20 protein-coding genes and 1 pseudogene are annotated in these 22,293 nt (G+C 74.8%); 9 read left to right on the top strand and 12 right to left on the bottom strand.

Annotated features, from left to right (window positions below):
* Window positions 1-37: 37 nt before the first annotated feature.
* Together ACZ7MY_RS21460 and ACZ7MY_RS21455 are read right to left on the bottom strand one after the other, a co-directional pair.
* Window positions 38-1,441 (bottom strand): GntP family permease, encoded by a 1,404-nt coding sequence (locus ACZ7MY_RS21460; protein ID WP_499603688.1) that lies wholly within the window; start codon window positions 1,439-1,441, stop codon window positions 38-40.
* Between the two features lie 54 nt (window positions 1,442-1,495).
* Window positions 1,496-2,017, bottom strand: coding sequence for a gluconokinase (locus tag ACZ7MY_RS21455; protein WP_499603686.1), 522 nt, complete (start codon window positions 2,015-2,017; stop codon window positions 1,496-1,498).
* A gap of 113 nt (window positions 2,018-2,130) precedes the next feature.
* On the opposite strand from ACZ7MY_RS21455, the gene ACZ7MY_RS21450 reads away from it, so the two are divergent.
* Complete coding sequence (locus ACZ7MY_RS21450; protein ID WP_499603685.1) at window positions 2,131-2,850, top strand: FadR/GntR family transcriptional regulator; 720 nt, start codon at window positions 2,131-2,133, stop codon at window positions 2,848-2,850.
* Between the two features lie 41 nt (window positions 2,851-2,891).
* On the opposite strand, the gene ACZ7MY_RS21445 is transcribed toward ACZ7MY_RS21450, so the two are convergent.
* Window positions 2,892-3,428 carry an AAA family ATPase gene (locus ACZ7MY_RS21445; RefSeq protein ID WP_499603683.1) on the bottom strand — a complete coding sequence of 179 codons (537 nt, stop codon included), beginning with the start codon at window positions 3,426-3,428 and terminating at the stop codon, window positions 2,892-2,894.
* A gap of 155 nt (window positions 3,429-3,583) precedes the next feature.
* On the opposite strand from ACZ7MY_RS21445, the gene ACZ7MY_RS21440 reads away from it, so the two are divergent.
* The gene (locus ACZ7MY_RS21440) at window positions 3,584-4,591 is read left to right on the top strand and encodes a hypothetical protein (RefSeq protein WP_499603681.1); all 1,008 of its coding nucleotides are present in this window, start codon (window positions 3,584-3,586) and stop codon (window positions 4,589-4,591) included.
* On the opposite strand, the gene ACZ7MY_RS21435 is transcribed toward ACZ7MY_RS21440, so the two are convergent.
* The 3 genes from ACZ7MY_RS21435 to ACZ7MY_RS21425 all read right to left on the bottom strand — a co-directional run bounded on the left by ACZ7MY_RS21435 (window position 4,534) and on the right by ACZ7MY_RS21425 (window position 5,807).
* A complete protein-coding gene (locus ACZ7MY_RS21435; protein WP_499603679.1) occupies window positions 4,534-4,992 on the bottom strand; it encodes a MarR family winged helix-turn-helix transcriptional regulator in 459 nt (152 codons plus the stop codon). The two genes, ACZ7MY_RS21440 and ACZ7MY_RS21435, sit on opposite strands and share 58 nt — an antisense overlap.
* A 75-nt stretch (window positions 4,993-5,067) precedes the next feature.
* Complete coding sequence (locus ACZ7MY_RS21430) at window positions 5,068-5,403, bottom strand: DUF202 domain-containing protein (RefSeq protein ID WP_499603677.1); 336 nt, start codon at window positions 5,401-5,403, stop codon at window positions 5,068-5,070.
* Complete coding sequence (locus ACZ7MY_RS21425; protein ID WP_499603676.1) at window positions 5,403-5,807, bottom strand: YidH family protein; 405 nt, start codon at window positions 5,805-5,807, stop codon at window positions 5,403-5,405. The genes ACZ7MY_RS21430 and ACZ7MY_RS21425 overlap by 1 nt, the downstream gene beginning before the upstream one ends.
* A gap of 114 nt (window positions 5,808-5,921) precedes the next feature.
* Here ACZ7MY_RS21425 and ACZ7MY_RS21420 point away from each other — a divergent pair, with 114 nt between their 5' ends.
* Window positions 5,922-6,497, top strand: coding sequence for a TetR/AcrR family transcriptional regulator (locus ACZ7MY_RS21420; protein WP_499603674.1), 576 nt, complete (start codon window positions 5,922-5,924; stop codon window positions 6,495-6,497).
* 130 nt (window positions 6,498-6,627) lie between these two features.
* Window positions 6,628-7,296, top strand: a pseudogene (locus ACZ7MY_RS21415) (DUF817 domain-containing protein); the annotation flags it as partial.
* 52 nt (window positions 7,297-7,348) lie between these two features.
* On the opposite strand, the gene ACZ7MY_RS21410 reads toward ACZ7MY_RS21415, so the two are convergent.
* Window positions 7,349-7,885, bottom strand: coding sequence for an NUDIX hydrolase (locus ACZ7MY_RS21410; protein ID WP_499603672.1), 537 nt, complete (start codon window positions 7,883-7,885; stop codon window positions 7,349-7,351).
* A gap of 123 nt (window positions 7,886-8,008) precedes the next feature.
* On the opposite strand from ACZ7MY_RS21410, the gene ACZ7MY_RS21405 reads away from it, so the two are divergent.
* From ACZ7MY_RS21405 to ACZ7MY_RS21390, 4 genes are all read left to right on the top strand, one after another.
* Entirely contained in the window at window positions 8,009-9,385 is a 1,377-nt protein-coding gene (locus ACZ7MY_RS21405; protein WP_499603670.1) for a cytochrome P450, read from the top strand.
* 197 nt (window positions 9,386-9,582) lie between these two features.
* Window positions 9,583-10,944 carry an NAD(P)/FAD-dependent oxidoreductase gene (locus tag ACZ7MY_RS21400; RefSeq protein ID WP_499603668.1) on the top strand — a complete coding sequence of 454 codons (1,362 nt, stop codon included), beginning with the start codon at window positions 9,583-9,585 and terminating at the stop codon, window positions 10,942-10,944.
* A gap of 66 nt (window positions 10,945-11,010) precedes the next feature.
* Entirely contained in the window at window positions 11,011-12,786 is a 1,776-nt protein-coding gene (locus ACZ7MY_RS21395) for an acyclic terpene utilization AtuA family protein (RefSeq protein ID WP_499603666.1), read from the top strand.
* The gene (locus ACZ7MY_RS21390) at window positions 12,783-13,751 is read left to right on the top strand and encodes a pirin family protein (protein ID WP_499603664.1); all 969 of its coding nucleotides are present in this window, start codon (window positions 12,783-12,785) and stop codon (window positions 13,749-13,751) included. The genes ACZ7MY_RS21395 and ACZ7MY_RS21390 overlap by 4 nt, the downstream gene beginning before the upstream one ends.
* Before the next feature lie 100 nt (window positions 13,752-13,851).
* Here ACZ7MY_RS21390 and ACZ7MY_RS21385 read toward each other — a convergent pair whose 3' ends face one another.
* From ACZ7MY_RS21385 to fahA, 4 genes are all read right to left on the bottom strand, one after another.
* A complete protein-coding gene (locus ACZ7MY_RS21385; RefSeq protein ID WP_499603663.1) occupies window positions 13,852-14,520 on the bottom strand; it encodes a GNAT family N-acetyltransferase in 669 nt (222 codons plus the stop codon).
* A gap of 405 nt (window positions 14,521-14,925) precedes the next feature.
* Entirely contained in the window at window positions 14,926-16,404 is a 1,479-nt protein-coding gene (locus ACZ7MY_RS21380; protein ID WP_499603661.1) for a pyridoxal phosphate-dependent decarboxylase family protein, read from the bottom strand.
* Window positions 16,394-17,812: an MFS transporter gene (locus ACZ7MY_RS21375; protein WP_499603660.1), complete on the bottom strand. Its 1,419-nt coding sequence runs from the start codon at window positions 17,810-17,812 to the stop codon at window positions 16,394-16,396. Before ACZ7MY_RS21375 ends, ACZ7MY_RS21380 begins: the two co-directional genes overlap by 11 nt.
* Before the next feature lie 146 nt (window positions 17,813-17,958).
* The gene (gene fahA, locus ACZ7MY_RS21370) at window positions 17,959-19,212 is read right to left on the bottom strand and encodes a fumarylacetoacetase (protein ID WP_499603658.1); all 1,254 of its coding nucleotides are present in this window, start codon (window positions 19,210-19,212) and stop codon (window positions 17,959-17,961) included.
* Window positions 19,213-19,441: 229 nt separating this feature from the next.
* On the opposite strand from fahA, the gene ACZ7MY_RS21365 reads away from it, so the two are divergent.
* The gene (locus ACZ7MY_RS21365; RefSeq protein ID WP_499603657.1) at window positions 19,442-20,734 is read left to right on the top strand and encodes a chloride channel protein; all 1,293 of its coding nucleotides are present in this window, start codon (window positions 19,442-19,444) and stop codon (window positions 20,732-20,734) included.
* A 37-nt stretch (window positions 20,735-20,771) separates the two neighbouring features.
* Here the strand turns inward: ACZ7MY_RS21365 and ACZ7MY_RS21360 are convergent, their stop codons facing one another.
* Window positions 20,772-22,172 carry a DUF2252 domain-containing protein gene (locus tag ACZ7MY_RS21360; RefSeq protein ID WP_499603656.1) on the bottom strand — a complete coding sequence of 467 codons (1,401 nt, stop codon included), beginning with the start codon at window positions 22,170-22,172 and terminating at the stop codon, window positions 20,772-20,774.
* Between the last annotated feature and the right edge of the window lie 121 nt (window positions 22,173-22,293).

The following is a 22,293-nucleotide window of genomic DNA, read 5'->3' as shown; positions in this document are numbered from 1 at the left end:
GCGGCGACGTGGAGGCGTCGCCCCGCCGCCGTGACGCCTACAGGACGAGTGAGAGCAGCAGCACGAAGACGATCCCCACGACGGAGATCACGGTCTCCATGGCGGACCAGGACTTGAGGGTCTGCGGGACGTCCATCCCGAAGTACTCCTTCACCAGCCAGAAGCCCGCGTCGTTGACGTGCGAGAAGAACAGCGAGCCCGCGCCGACGGCGAGCACCAGCAGCGCGGCGTGCGTCCCGGTCATCCCCTCGGCCAGCGGCGCGACCAGACCGGCGGCCGAGATGGTGGCCACGGTGGCGGAGCCGGTGGCGACCCGGATCAGGACGGCGATCAGCCAGGCCAGCAGCAGCGGCGAGATGTTCCAGCCGTCCGACCAGCCGAGGATCATGTCGCCGATGCCCGCGTCGATGAGGGTCTGCTTGAAACCGCCGCCGGCGCCGACGATCAGCAGGATGCCCGCGATCGGGCCGAGCGACCTCTCCACCGTCGTGGAGATCCGCTCCTTGGTGAAGCCGGCCGCCCGGCCCAGGGTGAACATGCCCAGGACGACGGCGGACAGCAGGGCGATCAGCGGTGAGCCGATGACGTCGAAGACCCGGAAGACCAGGCTGTCCTGGTCGTCCACGAGGACGTCCACCAGCGCCTTGCCGAGCATCAGCACCACCGGCAGCAGCATCGTGGCCACGGTGGGGGCGAAGCCGGGGCGCTGGTCCAGGTCGTCCGAGGCCCGGGTGGGCGTGAGGTGCTCGGGCGGGGTGACCTTCACCCAGCGGTCGGCGACCCGCCCGAAGAGCGGGCCGGCTATGGCGACTGTGGGCAGCGCGACGAGCACGCCGAGCGCGAGGGTGGTGCCGAGGTCGGCGTGGATGGAGTCGATCGCGGCGAGCGGGCCCGGGTGCGGCGGCACCAGGCCGTGCATCACCGACAGGCCGGCCAGCGCCGGGACGCCGATCCGGATCAGGGAGTGGTTGCCGCGCCGGGCCACCAGCAGGACGACCGGGATCAGCAGCACGATGCCGACCTCGAAGAAGAGCGGCAGCCCGATCAGGCCCGCGATCAGCGCCATCGCCCAGGGCAGCCGCCGTTCGCCCGTCCTGGCCAGGACGGTGTCGACGATCTGGTCGGCGCCGCCGGAGTCGGCGAGCAGCTTGCCGAGGATCGCGCCGAGCGCGATGAGCACGCCCACACCCGCCACGGTCGAGCCGAGGCCGGCGGTGAAGCTGGCGATGGTCTTGGCGAGGGGGGCGCCCGCGACGGCACCGAGGACTCCGGTGCCGATGGTGAGGGCGAGGAAGGCGTGCATCTTCCAGCGGGTGATCAGCAGGACGATCACCGCGATGCCGGCGAGCGCGGCGACGGCCAGGCGGGTGTCGCCCGCGCTGGTGATCGGTTCCGTCGCCGCGGGGGCCGCGGCCAGCAACTCGGCGCTGAGTGCAGACACGTTTCTACTCCGTGGGGGGAGGGGGTGGGGGGACGGTGGCGGAGGAGGACGGGCTCAGTGGGGGAGCACGGCCAGGGCGCGGTCGGTGATCCGCCGGGGGTCGCCCTCGACGGTGACGACGGCGCCGGCCTCGTCGGGTTCCAGCGGTTCGAGCGCCTCGAACTGGGAGCGCAGCAGGCCCGCGGGCATGAAGTGCTCCATCCGCGCCGCCAGGCGCGCGGCGATCAGCTCCTCGGACCCGTCGAGGTGCAGGAAGAACAGACCGGGGGTGTCCTTGCGGAGCCGGTCGCGGTAGCGGCGCCGCAGCGCCGAACAGCTGACGACGCCGCCGCGCTCACCGCGCTCGACGATCCACGCCGCGATGGCGTCGAGCCAGGGTGCCCGGTCCTCGTCGTCCAGCGGGTGCCCGGCCGACATCTTGGCGATGTTCGCGGGCGGGTGGAAGTCGTCCGCCTCGGCGTAGGGGACTCCCAGCCGCTCGGCGAGCAGCCCCCCGACGGTGGACTTGCCGGAACCGGACACGCCCATCACCACCACCAGGGGAAGGTGCGGGGCCCGCGGGCCTGCCTCGGTCATCACTGGTACCTCCTCGTCCGCGTGACCGCCCCAGGAAACGCCATAGGTACTACTTATTCAAGGGGTCGACATCAAATCGTCACACGAAGAGTTGGCCGCATAGGCTGTCGCCCATGGACGGGTTCATCGATCGGCAGGCGGAGCACGGCGGTCTGCACGCCCGTGTCCTGGCGGAACTCGGTCCGGCCATCGCCTCGGGCGCGTACCCGCCGGGCACGGTGCTGCGCATCGACGAACTGGAGCAGCGTTACGGCGTCTCCCGCACCGTCGTCCGCGAGGCCGTACGCGTCCTGGAGGCCATGCACCTCGTCGAGTCGCGGCGCCGGGTCGGCGTCACGGTGCGCCGCACCGAGGAGTGGAACGTCTTCGACCCGGCGGTCATCCGCTGGCGCCTGGCCGGGGCGGACCGGCCCCGGCAGCTGCGTTCGCTCACCATGCTCCGCACCGCCGTCGAGCCCGTGGCCGCCGGTCTGGCGGCGACCGCCGCGACCCCGGAGCAGTGCCGCGAACTGACCGTCCTCGCCGCCGAGATGGCCGCGGCGGGGCGGGCCGCCGACCTCGACGAGTACCTGGTGCACGACGTGGCCTTCCACCGGGTGGTGCTCACCGCGTCCGGCAACGAGATGTTCGCCCGGCTCGGCGACGTCGTCGCGGAGGTGCTGACCGGGCGCACCGCGCACCACGTCATGTTCAGCGCCCCCGACCCCGAGGCGGTCACCCTCCACGTGCGTGTCGCCGAGGCGGTCCGCGCCCGCGACGCGGAGGCCGCGGAACGCCTGATGCGCGAGATCTGCGTCGGCGCGCTGCGCGAACTGGACGTCCTGGCCCCCTGACCCGCGAACCGCCGCCCTGCCGCGCCCTTGCCGGGACCGGGTCAGCCGGTGGGTCCGGCGTGGCGGAGGATGGCGTCCACGGTCTCCTGCGGGGTCTGGCGGGAGGTGTCCAGCCACAGGCCGATCCGCGGGGTGCCGGCCCGCAGGGCGCGGTCGAGGTCGGCCGGCGTCCAGGCGCCGTAGGCCCGTTTGGCCCGTCCGGCCTCGCGGGCGGCGATCGCCTCCGGGGAGGGCACGAGCACCACGACGTGCAGTGGCCGGGTGCGCAACAGGGCGATCGTGCGCGGCAGTTCGTCGCCGAGGATGACGTCCTGCAGCACGGGGGTGAACCCGGACACCGCATAGGCGTCGGCGCTCGCCGCCGCCAGGGAGTGCCGCAGCCGCAGTTGCCGCAGCGCCTCCTCGGTCAGGCCCGCGACGTCCCCCGAACCGTCGCCGGGCAGTGCCTCCGCCCGCCCTCCGACGATCATCCGCCGGAACGAGTCGCCGCGGACGTGCGCCGAGCGGGGCAATCGTTCGGCCAGTGCCTGCGCCACCGTCGACTTCCCCGATGCGGGGATCCCGGTGATCAGGAACATCGCTCGCACCTCACCGCCGTGTGCCCTTTCCCTCACCCCGCCCGGCACCGCGTGGTGCCCAGGGCGACTCTATGTTCGAGACACGTCAAGCGGAACGTTTCCGCGCACCGAAAACCAGGTGACCGGGGCGGAGTCGGGGTGCTGCACTGGGGATCATGACGCCTCCGCCGCCCGCCCCGCCGCCCCAGCCGTACCGCTGGGCGCTGTCGCGTGCCCGCGGCGGGGCGCCGCCGGACCGGCTCGGCACCCTCACCGAGGGCGCCGCACGCCCCCGCCTGTGGTTCCTGCCCGAACTGACGGTGTGCGCGGGGGAGGTGCTCGCCCGCTCCGGCGGCGCCGACCTGTGCTTCGTCGGCCGCTCCCTGGACAGCATGTACGACCTGCTGACCGGCGCCTTCGAGGGCTCCTCCCGGGAAGGGAGCCTGCTGCGCCTGCCGTTGTCATTGCGCCTGCGCCCGGTACCGCCACCCGCCCACACGGCCCGGCTGCGCGAGCACCTGGCCGCGGCCGGCCTCGCGCCGCACGCCCTGGCCCGCCGCACCCGCCCGGTGGCGCTGGTCGACCTCGTCCACGGGGGCAGCACCTACGACGCGCTCTTCGCCGCCCTCGCCGACTGGGTGCGCGAGAGCCGTGAGCCGTGGCCGGTGATCCGCCGCAAGCTGCGCTTCGTCGGGGTCACGGGCCGCCGGCGGACGAGCCCGAACACCTGGCGCTGGCAGCAGAACACCGCGGGCGGCTGGGCGCGTTCCCTGCCGTCCGGGCACGTCGCCGGGGTGTCGCTGCACCCGGTGGTGTGGTCGTACTTCGGCGACTCGCAGCCGAAACTGCAGCCGTCCTTCCCGCCGCCGCGCTGGTTCGACGCGTACGCCGCGGAGCCCTGGCACGGACCGGACCTCCCCGCGGCGCTCGCCGAGTCGCTGGCCCTGGTCGAGGCGGGTCGGGGACGGCCGGTGCGCGGGGAACTGGTGCGGGTGATCGCGGGGGAGCCCGGTTTCGCGGACCGTGAGGTCCGCGCCCTCGTCGCCCCGCTGCGCGGCCTGGCGCCGACCGGCTCCCGCCCCCGTTCCCGCGCCCGGGGCGGTTCCCGTGCCCGGGCCGGGGCGCGTCAGCGGTCCTTGCCGCGGGCCTCCATGACCGGGCGCAGCCGCTCCAGCAGCGCGTAGAGGGCCGCCTGCTCGCCCTCGTCCAGGGTGTCCAGGGCGCCGTGGGTGGCCTGCATCTCGTCCCGTACGCGACGGATGGTCTCGCGGCCGAGGTCGGTGGCCACGACGTTCTTGACCCGGCGGTCGGTGGCGCTCACCTCGCGGCGGACGAAGCCGTGCGCCTCGAGCCGGTCGACGATGCCGGTGACGTTGGACGCGTCGCACACCAGCCGCTCGGCCAGTCCGCGCATCGGCACCGGGCCGCCCAGCTGGGCGAGCACCTTGGCCTGCATGGAGGTCAGCCCGTGCCGGGCGGCAGCGGCGGCGAAGTCCTGCCACTGGGCGGTGCCGATGGCGGCGAGCAGCTCCAGCAGCTCGATCTTGGTGGGCTGCGCGGTCGTCGCGGCGGTCGGGGCGCTCATGTCTGCGAGTGTACTCAAAAGCTTGAGATGGTAAATGATTAGCTTGAACTCTTCAAGCTCTTCCCGTCTCCTCGCTCAGCGCGGGCCGAGGAACACCAGCAGCGCGCCCGCGACGGCGAGCACCAGGACGCACAGCAGCGCCCAGGACGCCGTCCCGTACGTCATCGCGGCAGGCCGCGCCGGGTTCAGGGCGGCGATCCGCCGCTGGGCGGTGACGGAGAACGCCAGCCATGCCAGCGCGCACAGCGAGAGCCCCAGCAGTCCGGCCGGGGACACCCCGTGCAGCAGCGCATCGCGCCCGGCCAGCAGTGCCGCCACCGCGAAGGCGAGGGTGGTGCGCCGCCAGGCCAGCCGGGTCCGTTCGGGCTGCAGGCCCGGGTCACGCGCCGTGTTCCCGCCCGGGGCCGTCATCAGCCCGCCCACCCCAGCACCACCGTGAGCAGCATCGCCACCGCCACCAGCGCCACGAGCACGGCCAGCAGGGCGGGGAAGCGCGAGACCGGCAGGTCCTCCCCGCGCCGCATCGCCCGCTCCGAGCGCACCCAGTGGTTCACCGCGCGGACCGCGCACATGGCGCCGCCGACCACCAGCACCACCGCGAGCGTCACCCGGACCGGACGGCGCAGGTCCCGGAGGAACTGGTCGACCGCGAACCCGCCGCCGACCAGCGCGAGGGCGGTGCGCAGCCAGGCGAGGAAGGTCCGCTCGTTGGCGAGCGAGAAGCGGTAGTCGGGCGTCGTCCCCTCGGCCCGCACCCGCGCCGGTGCGAACCACAGGGCGACCGCCCCGAACGCGGCCCGCGCATGCTTGATCACGGCCCCCACAGTACCGAGCGCGGTCCGGCCGGGCGCGTCCTGGGCGGGGCCGTGAAGGGACGGTCCGCGGACGCCATAGTGTAACAATTGATCCAGAAATGGTAGGCTCGCGCCATGGCGCGCAGCAGGGAGTTCGACCTCGACCAGGCCCTCGACCGTGCGATGGACCTGTTCTGGCGCCGCGGCTACGCGGCGACGTCCCTCCAGGACCTGCTGACCGAGCTCTCCATCGGCAGCGGCAGCCTCTACGCCGCCTTCGGCTCCAAGGACAAGCTCTACGCCCGCGCCCTGGAGCGCTACTGCTCCCAGTACGCCGGCGGGCTCGTGGAACTGCTGGAGAACGCGGACGAGATCCGCCCCGCCGTCCGTACCGCGCTGACGCAGATGGTCGAGGCCGACCTGGAGGACCCGGAACGCGGCTGCCTGCTCGTCAACGCCGCCACCGAGCGCGGGGACGACCCCGGCACCGTGGACCGGGTCGCGGTCACCCTCCGCCTGCTGGAGTCCGCCCTCGCGGCGGCACTGGAGAAGGCCCGGGCCCGGGGGGAGCTGTCCGCCGACAAGCAGCCGGTGGAACTCGCGCGCTTCCTCACCACCTTCGTCCAGGGCCTGCGCGTCGTCGGCCGGGCCCGCCTCGGCCGGGCCTTCGTCGACGACGCCGTCGCCACCGCCCTGCGCTCCCTGGACTGAGATCGCGCCGCCCGACCGCCCGACCGCCCGCCCGCCCGCCCGCCCGCCCGCGCCGCCCGCCCGCGACCGTGGCCGGAACGGGCCGCACGTGGCCGGAACCACGGCGGTGCCCCGCGGTGTCCCCCTCCCCATGGGACCGATCGTCACCGGCATCCGCAGGCTCGTGCTCTTCGGCTGGACGGAGGCGCGCTGCTGCGCCTTCGCCGTCGCGCTGATGGCGGGCGTGGCCGGCTCGCGGCTGCTGCCCCCGCTCCCCGTCGCCCGCTACGACCTGCTGCTCTGCTACGGGGTCGCGCTCAGCGCGCTGTTCTGGGCCTGCGGCTGGGAACGCGGACGTGACGTCGCCGTCATCGCGGTCTGCCACGCCGTCGGGCTGCTCTTCGAACTCGTCAAGGTGCACCTGGGTTCCTGGAGCTACCCCGAACCCGCGCTCACCAAGTTCGGCGGCGTCCCGCTCTACGGGGGCTTCCTCTACGCCGCCGTCGGCAGCTACGTGTGCGCCGCCTGGCGGCTGTTCGAGCTGGGCCTGACCGGCTACCGCCGCCGGGCCATGACGATCCTGGCCGCGGCGGTGTACCTCAACTTCTTCACCCACCACTGGCTGCCCGACGCGCGGTGGCTGCTGGCCGTCCTGCTGCTGTGGGCCACCGCGGGCACCTGGGTGCACTTCACCGTCGACGGGGCGCGCCTGCGGATGCCGCTCGCGCTCTCCTTCGTCCTCATCGGCTTCTTCCTCTGGGTCGCGGAGAACGCCGCCACCTACGTGGGCGCCTGGCGCTACCCCGACCAGGAGCACGGCTGGGTGCCGGTCTCCCTCGCCAAGTTCGGCGCCTGGGCGCTGCTGATCAGCGTCACCTTCGTCGTCGCCAGTCGCGCAGCCGCTCCCAGGCCTCCAGGCCGTCGGGCACCCATTCCCGCTCCGGCAGGAGGCGTTCCAGTTCCTCCTCCGTCACGAAGTCGTGCCAGGCGACCTCCTCGGCCTGCGGCGCGACCGGCAGATCGCAGCGCACCTCGTACACCCGGGACCACCAGGTGTGACCCGCCGCCGCCCCCTCCCCCTCGTACAGGAAGCTGAACAGCGGCGTCGGGCGCGGCAGGCCGCAGACCCCCAGCTCCTCCTCCGCCTCGCGCAGCGCCGCGTCGTCGTAGGCCTCGCCCGCACCCACCACACCGCCGACGAACATGTCGTGCAGCGAGGGGAACACCAGCTTCTGCGCGGTGCGGCGGTGCACGAACACGCGCCCCTCGCCGTCCCTGGCCAGGATGAAGACGCAGCGGTGCCGCAGGCCGCGCGCGGTGGCCTCGCCGCGCGTCGCGCGGCCGACCACCCGGTCCTTCTCGTCGACGATGTCCAGCAGTTCGTCCGCCGAGCGCGGCGCGTCCTCCATGGTGCCTCCCGTCCGTCCCGGGCCCGTGGTGCCCCTGGCGCCCCATGATCGGTCCCGGGGCGGGTTCGGGCCAAACTCCCGGCCCGGACCACGTCGCCGCCGCACCGGGCGCACAATCGCACCATGACGACCGCCCACACGAAGGCGCCGGGCCCTGCGGGGGTGCCGCTCCTCGGGTCCCTGCTCGACCTGCTGCGCGACCCCCTCGGCACCTACGAGCGCGTGCGGCGCGACCACGGCGACCTCGTCCGCCTCACCGCGGGCCCGCCGGGACTCCGCGCCGAGGTGTACGCGGTGTTCTCACCCGAGGGCGCCCAGCAGGTGCTGGCCACCGACTCGGCCGGCTTCCGCAAGGACAACGCGTTCTACGAGGAGGTCCGGCAGTCGCTCGGCAACGGGCTCCTCACCAGCCAGGACGCCGACTACCAGCGGCAGCGCAGGCTCCTGCAGCCGCTGTTCACCCCACGGCGCGTCGACGGCTACGCGACCGCCGTCACCGCCGAGGCGACCGCCCTCGCCGGCACCTGGCACACCGCGCCCGGCGGCACCGTCGACGTCCTGGACGACATGCACGGCCTGACCCTCCGCACGATCGCCCGCGTGCTGTTCGGCGGCGCGGTCGAGCCGGCCGTCGACGCCGTCCGCCGCTGCATGCCGGTCGTCGACGACCACATCCGGCGGCGCGGCTTCGCCCCGGTGCGCACCCCCCGCCACTGGCCGACCCCGCGCAACCGGAGGGCGGCCGCCGCCACCGCGGAGCTGTACGCGGTCTGCGAGGACGTCATCGAGCGCCGCCGCGCGGAGGGCGGCGACGGCCAGGACCTGCTCTCCCTGCTCGCCTCCGCCCGGGACGAGGACGGCCGCCCCCTCGACCCCGCCGAGATCCGCGACCAGGTGCTGATCTTCCTGCTCGCCGGGCACGAGACGACCGCCACCTCGCTCGCCTTCGCCCTCCACCTGCTCGCCCGCCACCCCGAGGCGCAGGCCCGGGCCGCGGACGAGATCGACCGGGTACTCGGCGACCGCGTGCCCGGCGCCGCGGACCTCGACGCCCTGCCCTGGCTCACGGCGGTCATCAAGGAGGCCATGCGCCTCTACCCGGCCGCGCCCGTCATCGGACGGCGCGCGGTCGACGCCACCCTCGTCGCGGGCCACCCCGTCCCGGCCGGCGCGGACGTCATCGTCGTCCCCTGGGTGATCCACCGCCACCCCGGCCACTGGACGGAGCCCGACAGCTTCGACCCCGGCCGCTTCTCCCCGGAGGCGGAGGCCGCCCGCCACCGCTACGCCTGGCTCCCCTTCGGCGGCGGCCCCCGCGCGTGCATCGGCAGGCACTTGTCCGTGCTGGAGTCGGTGCTCGCCCTCGCCGTGCTGCTGCGCGGCCACGAACTGACGGCCGTCGACCAGGACGTACCGCTCGGCGCCGGCATCACCCTCCAGGCCCGCGGACCCGCCCGCTGCCGGGTCACGCCCCGGGCGGCGGCGCGACCCGCGGACTGACCCGCGTCCGGTTCCCCCGCCCGGTCCCGCCGAACCCTTCATCCGGGCACGCCGGGGCCGGTAGCGTGCCGCTCCGGGACGGGCCGCCGCCGCTCCGTTCGCGCCGCGACGAGGCGTGTGCGAGCGTGGCCGGAGGCGTATCCGCACACGCCGCGGGTAGGGAATCGGGCCCCGAACGGTCCTACGGGAGGCGAGTGATGAAGCGACCCAGGATCCTGGTCGTCGGCGGCGGCTTCGCGGGCATGGAGTGCGTGCACCGGCTGGAGCGGCGGCTGACCCAGGACGAGGCCGAGATCACCCTGGTCACGCCCTGGAGCCACCAGCTCTACCTGCCCCTGCTCCCCCATGTCGCCGCCGGCGTGCTCACCCCGCAGGCGGTGGCCGTCCCGCTGCGCCGCATGGTGCACCGCAGCGAGGTCATACCCGGGCGGGCGACCGGGGTCGACCCGGCCGCCAAGGCCGTCGTCATCAAGAAGATCACCGACGAGGAGCTCGTCAGGGAGTACGACTACCTCGTGCTGGCCCCCGGCAGCGTGACCCGCACCTTCGACATCCCCGGCCTGACCGAGTACGGCCGCGGCATGAAGACCCTGGCCGAGGCGGCCTACATCCGCGACCACGTCATCGCGCAGCTGGACCTGGCGTCCGCCACGACGGACCAGGCCGAGCGGGAGTCGCGGCTGCAGTTCGTCGTCGTCGGCGGCGGCTACGCCGGCACCGAGACGGCCGCCGTCCTGCAGCGGCTGACCACGGCGGCGGTCAAGCGCTACCCGCGCCTCGACCCGGCCCTCATCAAGTGGCACCTGATCGACATCGCGCCCCGCCTGATGCCCGAACTCGGCGAGAAGCTCGGGCTGAAGGCGATGCAGATCGTCAGCGAGCGCGGGGTGGAGGTCTCGCTCGGCGTGTCCGTCGCCGAGGTCACCCCCGACACCGTGACCTTCACCGACGGGCGCAAGCTGCCCTGCCGCACCCTCATCTGGACCGCCGGCGTCGTCTCCAGCCCCCTGGTGACCACCCTCGGCACCGAGACCGTCAAGGGCCGGCTCGTCACCGACCCCGAGATGTGCATCCCCGGCGCCGACGGGGTCTTCGCCCTCGGCGACTCGGCCGCCGTCCCCGACCTCGACGTGGGTGGCGGCGCGGTCTGCCCGCCCACCGCTCAGCACGCCATGCGGCAGGGAAAGGCCGTCGCCGAGAACGTGGTCGCGGCGCTGCGCGGCCGCCCCCTCAAGCCGTACCGGCACCGGGACCTCGGCCTGGTGGTGGACCTCGGCGGGGTCGAGGCGGTCTCCAAGCCCCTCGGCATCCCGCTCAGCGGCCTCCCCGCCCAGGTCGTCGCCCGCGGCTACCACCTCGGGGCACTGCGCACCTTCCCCGCCCGCTTCCGCGCCGCCGCGGGCTGGTTCCTCAACGCCGTCGCCGGGGACGACTTCGTCCGCACCGGCTTCCAGGCCCGCAGGCCGGCCGCACTGCGGGACTTCGAGGTCACCGACATCTACCTCTCGCCCGAGGAGATCCGCCGCCACGTCGAGTCGCTGCGCGCGACGGCCGCCTGAGCCCGTACACGAGCACCACCCACCACCACCCACATCTGAACACCGACACCGCTGACGGCGAGGGACATGACCCAGCGACGTGAGACCCTGCGCATCGCCAACTGCTCCGGCTTCTACGGCGACCGCCTGTCGGCCGCCCGCGAGATGGTCGAGGGCGGCCCGATCGACGTACTGACCGGCGACTACCTCGCCGAGCTGACGATGCTGCTGCTCTGGAAGGCCCGGCAGCGCGACCCCGAGGCGGGCTACGCCCTCTCCTTCCTCGCCCAGATGGGCGACGTCCTGGCCACCTGCCTGGACCGCGGCATCAAGATCGTCGTCAACGCGGGCGGGCTCAACCCCGCAGGTCTCGCCGACAAGCTCCGCGAACTGGCCGCCCTGGCGGGGCTGGACCCCTCCGTCGCCCACCTGGAGGGCGACGACCTGATCGACCGGTTGCCCGAACTCCAGCGCGCGGGCCACCCGTTCGCCCACCTGGCCACCGGACTCCCGCTCGCCGACGCGGACGTGCGCCCGCTCACCGCCAACGCCTACCTCGGCGCCTGGGGCATCACCGAGGCCCTGCGCGCCGGGGCCGACGTCGTCATCTGCGGCCGCGTCACCGACGCCTCCCTCGTCGTCGGCCCCGCCGCCTGGGCCTTCGACTGGGCCACCGACGACTGGGACCGGCTCGCCGGCGCGGTCACCGCCGGGCACATCATCGAGTGCGGGGCCCAGGCCACCGGCGGCAACTACTCCTTCTTCACCGAGATCGAACGGCCCGTGCGCCCCGGCTTCCCCATCGCCGAACTGCGGCCCGACGGCTCCAGCGTCATCACCAAGCACGAGGGCACCGGCGGAGCGGTCACCGTCGACACCGTCACCGCCCAGCTGCTCTACGAGATCGACCGCCCCGCCTACCTCAACCCGGACGTCGTCACCCGCTTCGACACCGTGACCCTGCAACAGCAGGGCCCCGACCGCGTCCTGGTCTCCGGCGCCCGCGGCGAACCCGCCCCCGACACCCTCAAGGTGTGCCTCAACCACCACGGCGGCTACCGCAACGCGGCCACCTTCGTGCTCACCGGCCCCGACATCGAGGCCAAGGCCCGGTTCGCCGAGGCGTCCCTGCTCGACGCGACCGGCGGCCCGGCCGGCTTCGCCGCGTACGACCTGCGCACCGAGCCCACCGCCTCCGGCGCCCGGCTCACCCTCACCGTCAAGGACCCCGACCAGGACAAGGTCGGCCGCGCCCTGTTCGGCGCCGTCGTCGGCACCGGCCTGTCCACGGCGCCCGGGCTGCACATGGAGCACTTCTCGCCCCGGCCCACCGAGTACGGCGTCCACTGGCCGGCCCTCGTCCCCGCCGCCCTCGTCCACCCCGAGGTGGTGCTGCAGGACGGCACCCGCGTCCCCGTGCCGCGTCCGCCCGCCACCTCGGTACGCGTCCCCGCGCAGCCCCCGGCCCCGCCCGGGCGGCCCGCCGAGGGGCCCACCGTGCGCGCCCCGCTGGGCCTGCTCGTCGGCGCCCGCTCCGGTGACAAGGGCGGCGACGCCAACCTCGGCCTCTGGGCCCGCGACGACGCCGCCTACACCTGGCTGCGCCACTGGCTCGACGTCGAACGGCTGCGCGCCCTGCTGCCGGAGACCGCCAAGCTCCCCGTCAGCCGCTACGAACTGCCCAACCTGCGCGCCCTCAACTTCGTCGTCCACGGCCTGCTCGGCGAGGGCGTCGCCGCCTCCACCCGCCCCGACCCCCAGGCCAAGGGGCTCGGTGAGCACCTGCGCGGCCTGCAGGCCGACATCCCCGCCGCGCTGGTCCCCGGGCAGCGCCGCGAGGACGTGAACGTGACCGCGCCATGAGCAACCTCGACGTCCATCCCGCGCCCGCCACCTGCGGCGGGCGCGAGGACGTGTCCGCGCGGCCCGTCCACGACCTCCTCACCGGACGCCTCGTCCCGCTCGGCGAGAGCACCGCCGTACGCCGCCTGCTGCCGGGCCTCGGCCGCCGCATGGTCGGCGCATGGTGCTTCGTCGACCACTACGGGCCCGACGACATCGCCGACCAGCCCGGCATGCAGGTGCCCCCGCACCCGCACATCGGGCTGCAGACCGTCAGCTGGCTGCACGAGGGCGAGGTGCTGCACCGCGACACCCTCGGCAGCCTGCGGACCGTCCGCCCGCGGGAACTGGGCCTGATGACCTCCGGCCGGGGCATCGCCCACTCGGAGGAGTCCCCCCGCGAGCACGCCCGGCTCCTGCACGGCGCCCAGTTGTGGGTCGCCCTCCCGGAAGCGGCACGGCACCGCGAGCCCTCCTTCGAGCACCACGCCGACCTGCCGGTGCTGCGGGGCGGGAACGGCCTGACCGCCACGGTCGTCCTGGGCGAACTGGACGGCGCGGCCTCGCCCGGCACCGTGCACACGCCCATCGTCGGCGCCGACCTCGCGCTCGCCGCGGGCACCGACGTGACGCTGCCGCTGCGGCGGGACTTCGAGTACGCGGTGCTGTCGATGTCCGGCCGCGCCGACGTCGACGGCGTCCCCGTCGAGGCCGGTTCCATGCTCTACCTCGGCTGCGGCCGCACCGGACTGCCGCTGCGCGCCGACTCCGCCGCGGGCCTGATGCTGCTGGGCGGCGAGCCGTTCGAGGAGAAGCTCGTCATGTGGTGGAACTTCGTCGCCCGCAGCGGGGAGGAGATCGCCCGGGCCCGCGAGGAGTGGAACACCGGCAGCGCCTTCGGCACCGTGCACGGCTACGACGGCGCCCGCCTCCTCGCCCCGGAACTCCCCGCGACCCCCCTCAAGCCCCGCGGCCGCGACCGCTGACCACCGCGCGGCGCGCGCCGCCGACGCCGCTGGTAGGGCTCTGCCAGGAGGCTGGTCAGGGGTGGGGCTGGTCAGGGGTGGGGCCGGTGGTTCGCCGCGGTCATGACTCCGGACGGCCCACGGGCCCGCTCGGCGCCGACGGCCGGGCACCGCGGCAGCGTGACGCCGGGCCCGTCGCCACGTGCCGCACCCACAGCGCCTCGACCTCCCGGCCGTTCTCCAGGGTGTGGGTCGGCGGCCCGTCGGCGGGGACGAAGCCCGCGGCGGCGAGTGCCCGGGCGGACGCGGTGTTCGTCGGCTCGTAGCCGGCGCGTACGGTCCGGAGTCCGAAGTGGGTGTGCGCGAGCAGCAGGGCTGCCCGGAACAGTTCCGCGCCCAGTCCCGTGCCGCGCGCATGGGGTGCCAGCCAGCCGCCGATCTCCTGGAGGACGGGGTTCAGTTGGATGCACCCGGCGTATCTGCCGTCGTCCCGGCGGACACCGACCAGAACCTCTCCCTCTCCTGTGGGCTCGAAGGACTTCGTCAGCATGTTCCGTGTCCACGGGGCCGCACCGAGCGAGGCCGGGTCACCGGGACGCACATTCAGGACGGCTTCTCGGATCCGGGCGTCAGCCAGGTGGACAGTCGCCTCGTGTTCCGCTGAACCGAGCCACTGCTGCGCTTCGGGGTCCGCGGCGGCGGCAAGCACGGCGACGACGTCCAATGTCGTCTCCGGTGTGCGGAACGACAAGTGCTCGGTCCCCAGGACGTGCCGACGGTACGCGCACATGCCCGGCAAGGGCGGCAGTGGCGCCGCCGGCCCCCGACGCAGCCGTGACCAGACCATGTCGCCCCCTCGGACGTTCCAAGGCTCCCCAGCCGCGGATGGCATGCGGAGTCCAGACCGCTGACCGGGAAGGCTCCACGGCCGTCGACCGGATGCGCCTGTGGCGCGTGCGGCGTGAACCGTCGTCCGGGTGCTCCTGGCCACGAGGGCCCGAGGTGTGTGACGGCCGTTCGCCGCCTGACAGGTCCGCCCGGCTCGGCGGACTCCCCGGACGCGCACGCGGTGCGGCCGACCCGGGCGCCGTCCGGGCCTTCCCGGCCCAGGGGTGCCAAAGGCCCGCCGCCCGCGGCCCTCGGCAGCCCGGGGTGGCTTGTGCAGCCCTCGCTGCCCGCCGCCCGCCCGCGGCCGTCAGACGCGGAAGACCGAGCCGACGAACTCCGTCAGCAGCCGTTCCTTGAGCGGGACCGGCAGCGCGTCGAGCAGCGCGAGCACCGGGGCCGTCCGGCGCGGCAGGGCGGCGCCGCCGCCCATGCCCGCGAAGGCCAGGACGGCCTCGACCTCCTCCGGGCTCAGGGTGTCCGGGTCGAGCCCGGCCGCGAACTGCGCGATCGCCGGGTCCACCGCCACCGGTTCCAGGGCGCGCGCCGCCTTCGACGCCGCGTCCAGGTCGGTGAGGAGGGCGTCCACCAGCCCGGCCGCCGCGGGGGTCAGGGTCAGGTGCAGATTGGGCGGCAGCCCGTCGAAGGACAGCTGCGGCTGCAGGTACCAGCCGCGTTCGCGCATCTCGTCGGCGAGGTGGAGCAGCAGGCTCAGGTCCGGCTCGCCGTCGGCGCCGAGCAGCGTGAACGCGACGAGCCCGGCCTGGGGATCGCCCAGCACCCGCACCCCCTCGACCGCGCGCAGCCCGGGCAGCAGCCGGTCGGCCGCCGCGGCGGTGCGCTCGGCCAGCGCGCGGTAGCCGTCCTCGCCGATGTGCCGCTGCACGGCCCACGCCTGGGCCAGGAGCCCGGCCGACTTGGTGCCCTGCACCGTCGGGTTGACCACGGGGTAGCCCGGCCAGCCCGCGTGCGCGAAGTACTGGTGGCGGCGCAGCTCCGCGTCCCGGTAGAGCACCACGGACGCGCCCTTGTCGGCGTAGCCGTACTTGTGCAGGTCCACCGAGAGCGAGGTCACCCCGGGCACCGACAGGTCGAAGTCCGGCACGTCCCGCCCCGCGCGCCGCAGGTGGGGCAGCAGCCAGCCGCCGATGCACGCGTCGACGTGGCACAGCACGCCCCGGCCGGCCGCCGCGGCGGCGATCTCCGCGACCGGGTCGACCACCCCGTGCGCGTACGAGGGCGCCGAGGCCACGACCAGCGCCGTGCGGTCGGTGATCGCGGCCGCCGTGCCCGCCGCGTCGGCCCGCAGGGTCTCGCGGTCCACCGGTACCACCACGGCCTCCAGGCCCAGGTAGGCGGCGGCCTTGTGGAAGGCGGCGTGCGCGGTGGAGGGCAGTACCAGCTGGGGCGCGGTCACCCCGCGCACCGCGCGGGCGTGGTCCCGGGCGGTCTTCACGGCCAGCAGGATGGACTCGGTGCCGCCGCTGGTGAAGGTGCCCTGGGCGCCGGGTGTGCCCAGCAGCGCCACGGCGGCGGCGACCAGGTCGTTCTCCAGCCGCGCGACGCTGGGGAAGACCGTCATGTCCAGCCCGTTGACGGTGGCGAACTCCGTGTACGCCGAAGCGGCCAGCTCGTCGACGCCGGACAGCCCGGAGTCGTAGACGTACGCGAAGGTGCGGCCGCCGCGCGTGGGGGCGTCCTGCGCGCGCAGCCCGGCCAGCCGCGCCAGCACCTCGCCGGCGGGACGGCCCTGCGGGAGGGCGGGGGAGGGAACGGGCTCACTGGTCATGGTCGTCGGTGTCCTCGGGCCGGTCGGTACGGACGGGGGTCTGCGGGGCGGGACCGGCGGGGTCCTCGCGGTAGCGGTGGAGCAGCCACAGGCTCGCGGCGGCGAGCAGCGCGGGCAGCACGCTCATGCCGGCCGTGATGCCCGCCAGGGCCGGGTCCGGCTGGTCGGCGTGGTGCGAGGCGTCCGAGGAACGGAACCCGCTCACCGCCAGCACCAGCGCGAAGGCCCCGGCGCCCAGCGCGAACGCCAGCGTCTCGGCGGCCGTCCACAGCCCGGTGAAGGTGGCCGCCCGCCGTCGCCCGGTACGGACCGCGTCCGCGGCCAGGGTGTCGGCGAGCATCGTCAGCGGCAGCAACTGCAGCCCCGCGTAGGCGATCCCGACGGCCGCGACCGCGGGGTAGCCGAGGCCCGGCCCTGCGTACGGGGTGAGGGCCAGCAGCGCGGCGGCGGCGACGAAGAGCAGCGAGGCGCACCACTGCGCGTACTTCACGCCCCGGGCCCGGGCCAGCCGGTTCCACAGCGGCATCACCAGCACCAGCGGGCCGATCATGCAGACGAACAGCGGGGTGACCGCCCCGGCCGCGCCCAGGGTGTACGTGGCGAAGTACTGGACCCCGGCCAGCATGACGCCCACGGCGAGCGCCTGCAGCGTCCACATCCCCACCAGGAACAGGAACGGCCGGTTGTCCCGGGCCGCCGCCAACTGCGCCCGCAGCGACGCCTCCGACTCGCTGCGGGCGACCGAGGGCGCGTGCCGGGTGAAGTGCCAGGCGCCGAGCATCCCCACCAGCAGCAGCACCGCCACGACCGCGCCCATCAGCCGGTAGCTCGCGGGGGTGTCGCCGTTCTCGTGGGCGACCGCCGGGGCCAGCGCCCCCGACAGCAGGATCGCCACCCCGAGGAACCCCACGCGCCAGCCCAGCACCCGGGCGCGCTCGTCCGGGTCCTGCGTCATCTCGGCCGGCATCGTCACGTACGGCACCTGGAAGACGGCGTAGGCGGTCGCGGCGAGCAGGAAGAACACCGCCACGTAGCCCGCGGCCGCCGCCCCGCGCAGCGGCGGCGCCGCGAAGACCAGCGCGAACAGCGGAGGCAGCGTCAGCGCCCCGGCCAGCAGGAACGGCCGACGTGAACCGCCCTGCAGCCGGCTGCGGTCGGCGGCCGCGCCCACCAGGGGGTTGATCAGCACGTCCCACGCCTTCGGCAGGAAGACGGCCGCGCCCGCCACGGCCGCCGGCACGGCCAGCACATTGGTGAGGTAGTAGAGCAGGATCAGGCCCGGCACCGTGCCGAAGGTGCCGGTGCCCAGCGACCCCAGGCCGTAGCCGATCCGCACCTGCCGGGGCAGCGCCGGGCCGGAGGCGCGGCGGGCGTCCTGGTCGGGTGCGGAGGGCAGCGTCTCGGACATGGCTCCCCTGCGGGTCCGGGCCGTGTCGCGGCGGGCGGGCGGATGCGCGTACGCGACGGCGCGGCGTGCCGTGGCCGGACGCCGCGCCGTCAGGCGTAGGAGATCACGCCGACCCGGGACTCGGACAGACCCTTGAGCAGGTCAATTCACGCGGGCACCGGCCCCGCCACCACCCGGCCCGCGACCTCGCCGAAACCGATGCGGGTGCCGTCCGGGCCCGGGGCGCTCGCCGAGATGACGAGCTCGTCGCCGTCATCCAGGAACGTCCGCTTCGTGCCGTCCGCCAGGACGAGCGGCTCCTCGCCGTTCCACGTCAGCTCGATCAGCGCACCCCGCTGCTCGCGCAGCGGGCCGCTGACGGTGCCCGAGGCGAAGAGGTCGCCCGCCCGCAACGAGGCGCCGTTCACGGTCATGTGGGTGAGCATCTGGGCGTACGTCCAGTACATGGTGGAGAACGGCGGACGCGAGACGACCTCGCCCCGCAGCCGGACCTCCACGGCGATGTCGAGCCCGCGCGGCGGCGTCCCGGTGCCGCGGTCGTCCAGGTAGGGCAGGATCCCCACGTCGTGCGGCGGCGGGTCGACGCGCGCCGTGGACAGCGCGTCGAGCGGGACGATCCACGGGGAGACGGAGGTCGCGAAGGACTTGCCCAGGAACGGGCCGAGCGGCACCGTCTCCCAGGCCTGGATGTCCCGGGCGGACCAGTCGTTGAGCAGGCAGACCCCGAAGACGTGCTCCTCGGCCTCCGCCAGTGGCACGGGTTCGCCCTGCGCCGTCGGGCCGCCCACGACGAAGCCGAGCTCGGCCTCGAAGTCCAGCCGCTCGCACGGCCCGAAGGACGGGGCCGAGAGGCCGGCGCCCCTGCGCTGCCCGTTGGGACGCACCACCGGCGTCCCCGAGACCACGATCGTGCCGCTGCGGCCGTGGTAACCGATCGGCAGGTGCTTCCAGTTGGGGGGCAGCGGCTCCCCGTCCGGGCGGAAGATCCGGCCGACGTTGGTGGCGTGGTGCTCCGAGGCGTAGAAGTCGACGTAGTCGGCGACGTCGAAGGCCAGGTGGAGCGTGACGGAGTCGTGCGGCAGCAGGTGCGGCTCGACGGCCGGCCGGTGGGCCTCGTCGGTCAGCCACGCGGTGATCAGCGACCGCACCGCCGTCCACGCCGAACGCCCGGCCGCCAGCAGCGGGTTGAGCGTCGGCGCGGTCAGCAGCCCGGCCTCCGGGCCGGCCGTCCCGGCACCGGCGGTGCGGGCGGCGGCGCCCGCGTCGAGCACGTGGTCTCCGATCGCGACGCCGATCCGGCGTTCCTGCGGGCGGTCCGCGGTGGTGAACACCCCGTACGGCAGATTGTGGACGCCGAAGGGGGAGTCGTCCGGCACGGCGACCCAGGTGGGGGCGGCCATGGCACCTCCAGATACGTCGGGGCCGCGCTTCCTCGCGCGGTCGGCTCACCCTAACGTCCAGCGTGCCCTGCGCCTCGGTGCGGCCCCGCGTCGGTAGTCTCGCCGGACATCACCCGTTCCGCCCCATTCGCGAGCGAGGAGGCCGGCGATCAGCCACCCCGGGAACCAGCCTCAGGAAGCGGACCAACTGCGCGAACTGCTGCGCCGGCCGGCGTACCGCAGGACCCTGGTGTTCTCCGCGCTGATCGGCATCCCGGTGTCCTTCCTGGCCTTCTGGTTCCTCGTCGCGCTGCACGAACTGGAGCGGCTGCTGTGGCAGGTGCTCCCCGTCCAGTTCGGCCTGCGGACGCCGCCGTGGTGGTGGCCGCTGCCGCTGCTCACCCTCGCCGGCGTGGTCGTCGGCCTGGTCGTCACCCGCCTGCCGGGGCGCGGCGGCCACGTCCCGGCAGGCGGCCTGCACACCGGCGGGATCACCCCGTCCGCGCTGCCCGGGGTGGTCCTCGCCGCCCTCGCCGGCCTGCCGCTGGGCGCGGTGCTCGGCCCCGAGGCCCCGCTCATCGCCTTCGGCGGCGGACTCGCCCTGCTCTTTCGCGACCTGGTCCGCTCGCCGGCGACCCCGCAGAACAACGCGCTGCTGGGCGCGGCCGGTTCGGCGGCGGCGATCGCCACGATCTTCGGCAATCCCGTGGTCGCCGGGGTCCTCCTGATGGAGGTGGCCGGGATCGGCGGTCCCCAGCTGTTCGCCGTGATGCTGCCCGCCCTGCTCGCCAGCGGCGTGGGCGACATCGTGTTCACCGGCTTCGGCCGCTGGACGGGACTGAAGACGTCCCACCTCGACATCGGCCTGCCCCGGCCGCCCACGCTCGACGCCGGCGACGTGGTGTGGGGCGTGCTGCTCGCCCTGGCCGTCGGAGCGGGCGTGCACCTGATCGTCACCGGCGGCAGGGCGGCCGCGGTGTTCGTCTCCCGCCGGCCGCTGCCGCACACCGTGCTCCTGGCGCTCGCCGCCGGTGCCTGCGCCGCCGGGTACGCGCTGGCCACCGGCCGTACCCCGGAGGAGGTCGCCTCCTCCGGGCAGACGACGCTGGCGCGGATGGCCGCCGACCCGCACCTCTGGCCGGCCGGCGCCCTCGTCGCGGTGCTGCTGTGCAAGGGCGCCGGCTACGCGCTGTGCCTGGGCGGCCTGCGCGGCGGCCCGATCTTCCCCTCGCTCTTCCTGGGCGGTGCCGCCGGCCTGCTGGCCGCCCCGCTACCGGGGTTCGGGGTCGTACCGGCGATGGCGGCGGGCATGGCCGCGGCCGGGGCCGCCGCGATGCGCCTGCCGGTGAGCAGTGTGGTGCTCGTGGTGCTGCTGCTCGGCAACGCCGAGTCGGTGCCGGTCGTGGTGCTCGCGGTGGTCGTCTCCTTCGTGGTGGCCGAACTGCTGCCGCAGGGCCCCGACATCCCTCCGCTGCCGCCGCTCAGGGGCGGGCGCCCGCCCGCCCCCGGCCGGGCGCCCCGCCCGGCGCCGTCGCGCCCGTGACGACGTCCCGACGGCGTGCCGCGCCACCGCGCGGGCGTCAGACGGTCTCCGCCCGGACCCGTCCGGCGCGGACGGCGTCCACGAGCGCCCGGTGGTCCCGCTCGTTCTGGTCCGCGTACGCCTCGGCGAACCGGGCGACCGCCCGGTCGAAGACGTCCGAGCCCCCCAGGTACGCCGCGATCGCGATCCGGTCGCCGGACCGCGCGTGCGCCCTGGCCAGGGTGGCGCCGCACACCTCCCCGAACAGCGTCATCGTCCGCGGGACCAGGTCCTCGGCCACCACGATGCCCTTCCAGTCGCGCAACTGCCGTACGTAGAAGTCGCGCTGACGCCCGTCGACGCCGTACAGGCGCTCCCAGCCGAGGAAGATGTCGCTGGTCGCCTGCATCAGGCGCTGCCCGGCGACCACCCGCTCGCCCTGCGTACGGTGCGTCCCCGCCCCCGCGTAGGGCGCCAGGACCGACTCCTCGGCCTCCTTGGCCTGCAGGAACAGCGGATCCCCGTCGTCCTTGCCCAGCAGGAGCAGGATCCAGCAGCGGGTGCCCACGCTGCCGACCCCGACGACCTTGCGCGCGCAGTCGGCGAGCCGGTACTGCTCGAGCAGGAAGCGGCGGTCGGGCTGCAGGGTGTGCCCGTACCGCTCGACGAGCCGGGCGATCTCCTTCTCCAGGGCGGCGCGGGCGTCGCCGTCGAGCAGGTCGCGCAGCGGCATCAGCAGCGGGGGATCGGGGGCGATCAGCCGCCGGCCGTCGATCACCCGGGTCAGCCTGTCGAAGGCCTGCAGGGTGTCGCGCGCCCGGGCCCGGGCCCGGGCGCGCTCCCAGCGCGCCACGTCCCCGCCGCCCATCATGGGCGCGAACTGCTGCTGCAACTCGTCCGCCTCGAAACGGGTGTACCAGACCTGCAGGTTGCCCATCCCCGCGAAGCCGCGCATCCGGCGCCGGTAGGCGCCCACGGCCGCCCGCACCACCCCCGCGCGTTCGGCCGCCGAGAAGCCGTTGGCGCGGCCCGCGACGACCAGGCTCGCGGCCAGGCGCTTGACGTCCCACTCCCAGGGGCCCGGCAGGGTCTCGTCGAAGTCGTTGATGTCGAACATCAGCCGCCGCTCGGGCGAGGCCAGCAGCCGGAAGTTCAGCAGGTGCGCGTCCCCGCACAACTGGGCCCGCAGGCCCGAGCGCGGCGTCCCCGCCAGGTCCCGGGCCATGATCGCGGCGGCCCCGCGGTAGAAGCGGAACGGCGACTCGGTCATGCGGCCGTAGCGGATGGGCACGAGTTCCGGCACGCGCCGCGCCGACTGCTCCTCCACGACGTCCACCGGGTCGGGCCGGTCCGCCGCGGGCGCGTACTCGGCGTGCGCGGACCGCGGCGCCGCCTTGCGGGCCGCCTTGCCGTGGGCGGCCCGCTCGCCGGGGGGTCCCCACCGGGCGTCCACGGTCATCGCGGTCACCGTCCTCCGGGCCGCACGGCCCGCGGGGAACGGGCGGGTGCGCGGGCCCCCTCAAACGTAAGCCCGGCCCGTGGGCCCGGCGAATCGGGCCCGGACGCGGCTGCCTCGGTGC

The sequence above is a fragment of the Streptomyces sp. NPDC111520 genome (genome assembly GCF_055635295.1).
The sequence above is the reverse complement of the archived record's forward strand: the minus strand, read 5'-3'. Positions and strand labels throughout refer to the sequence as shown.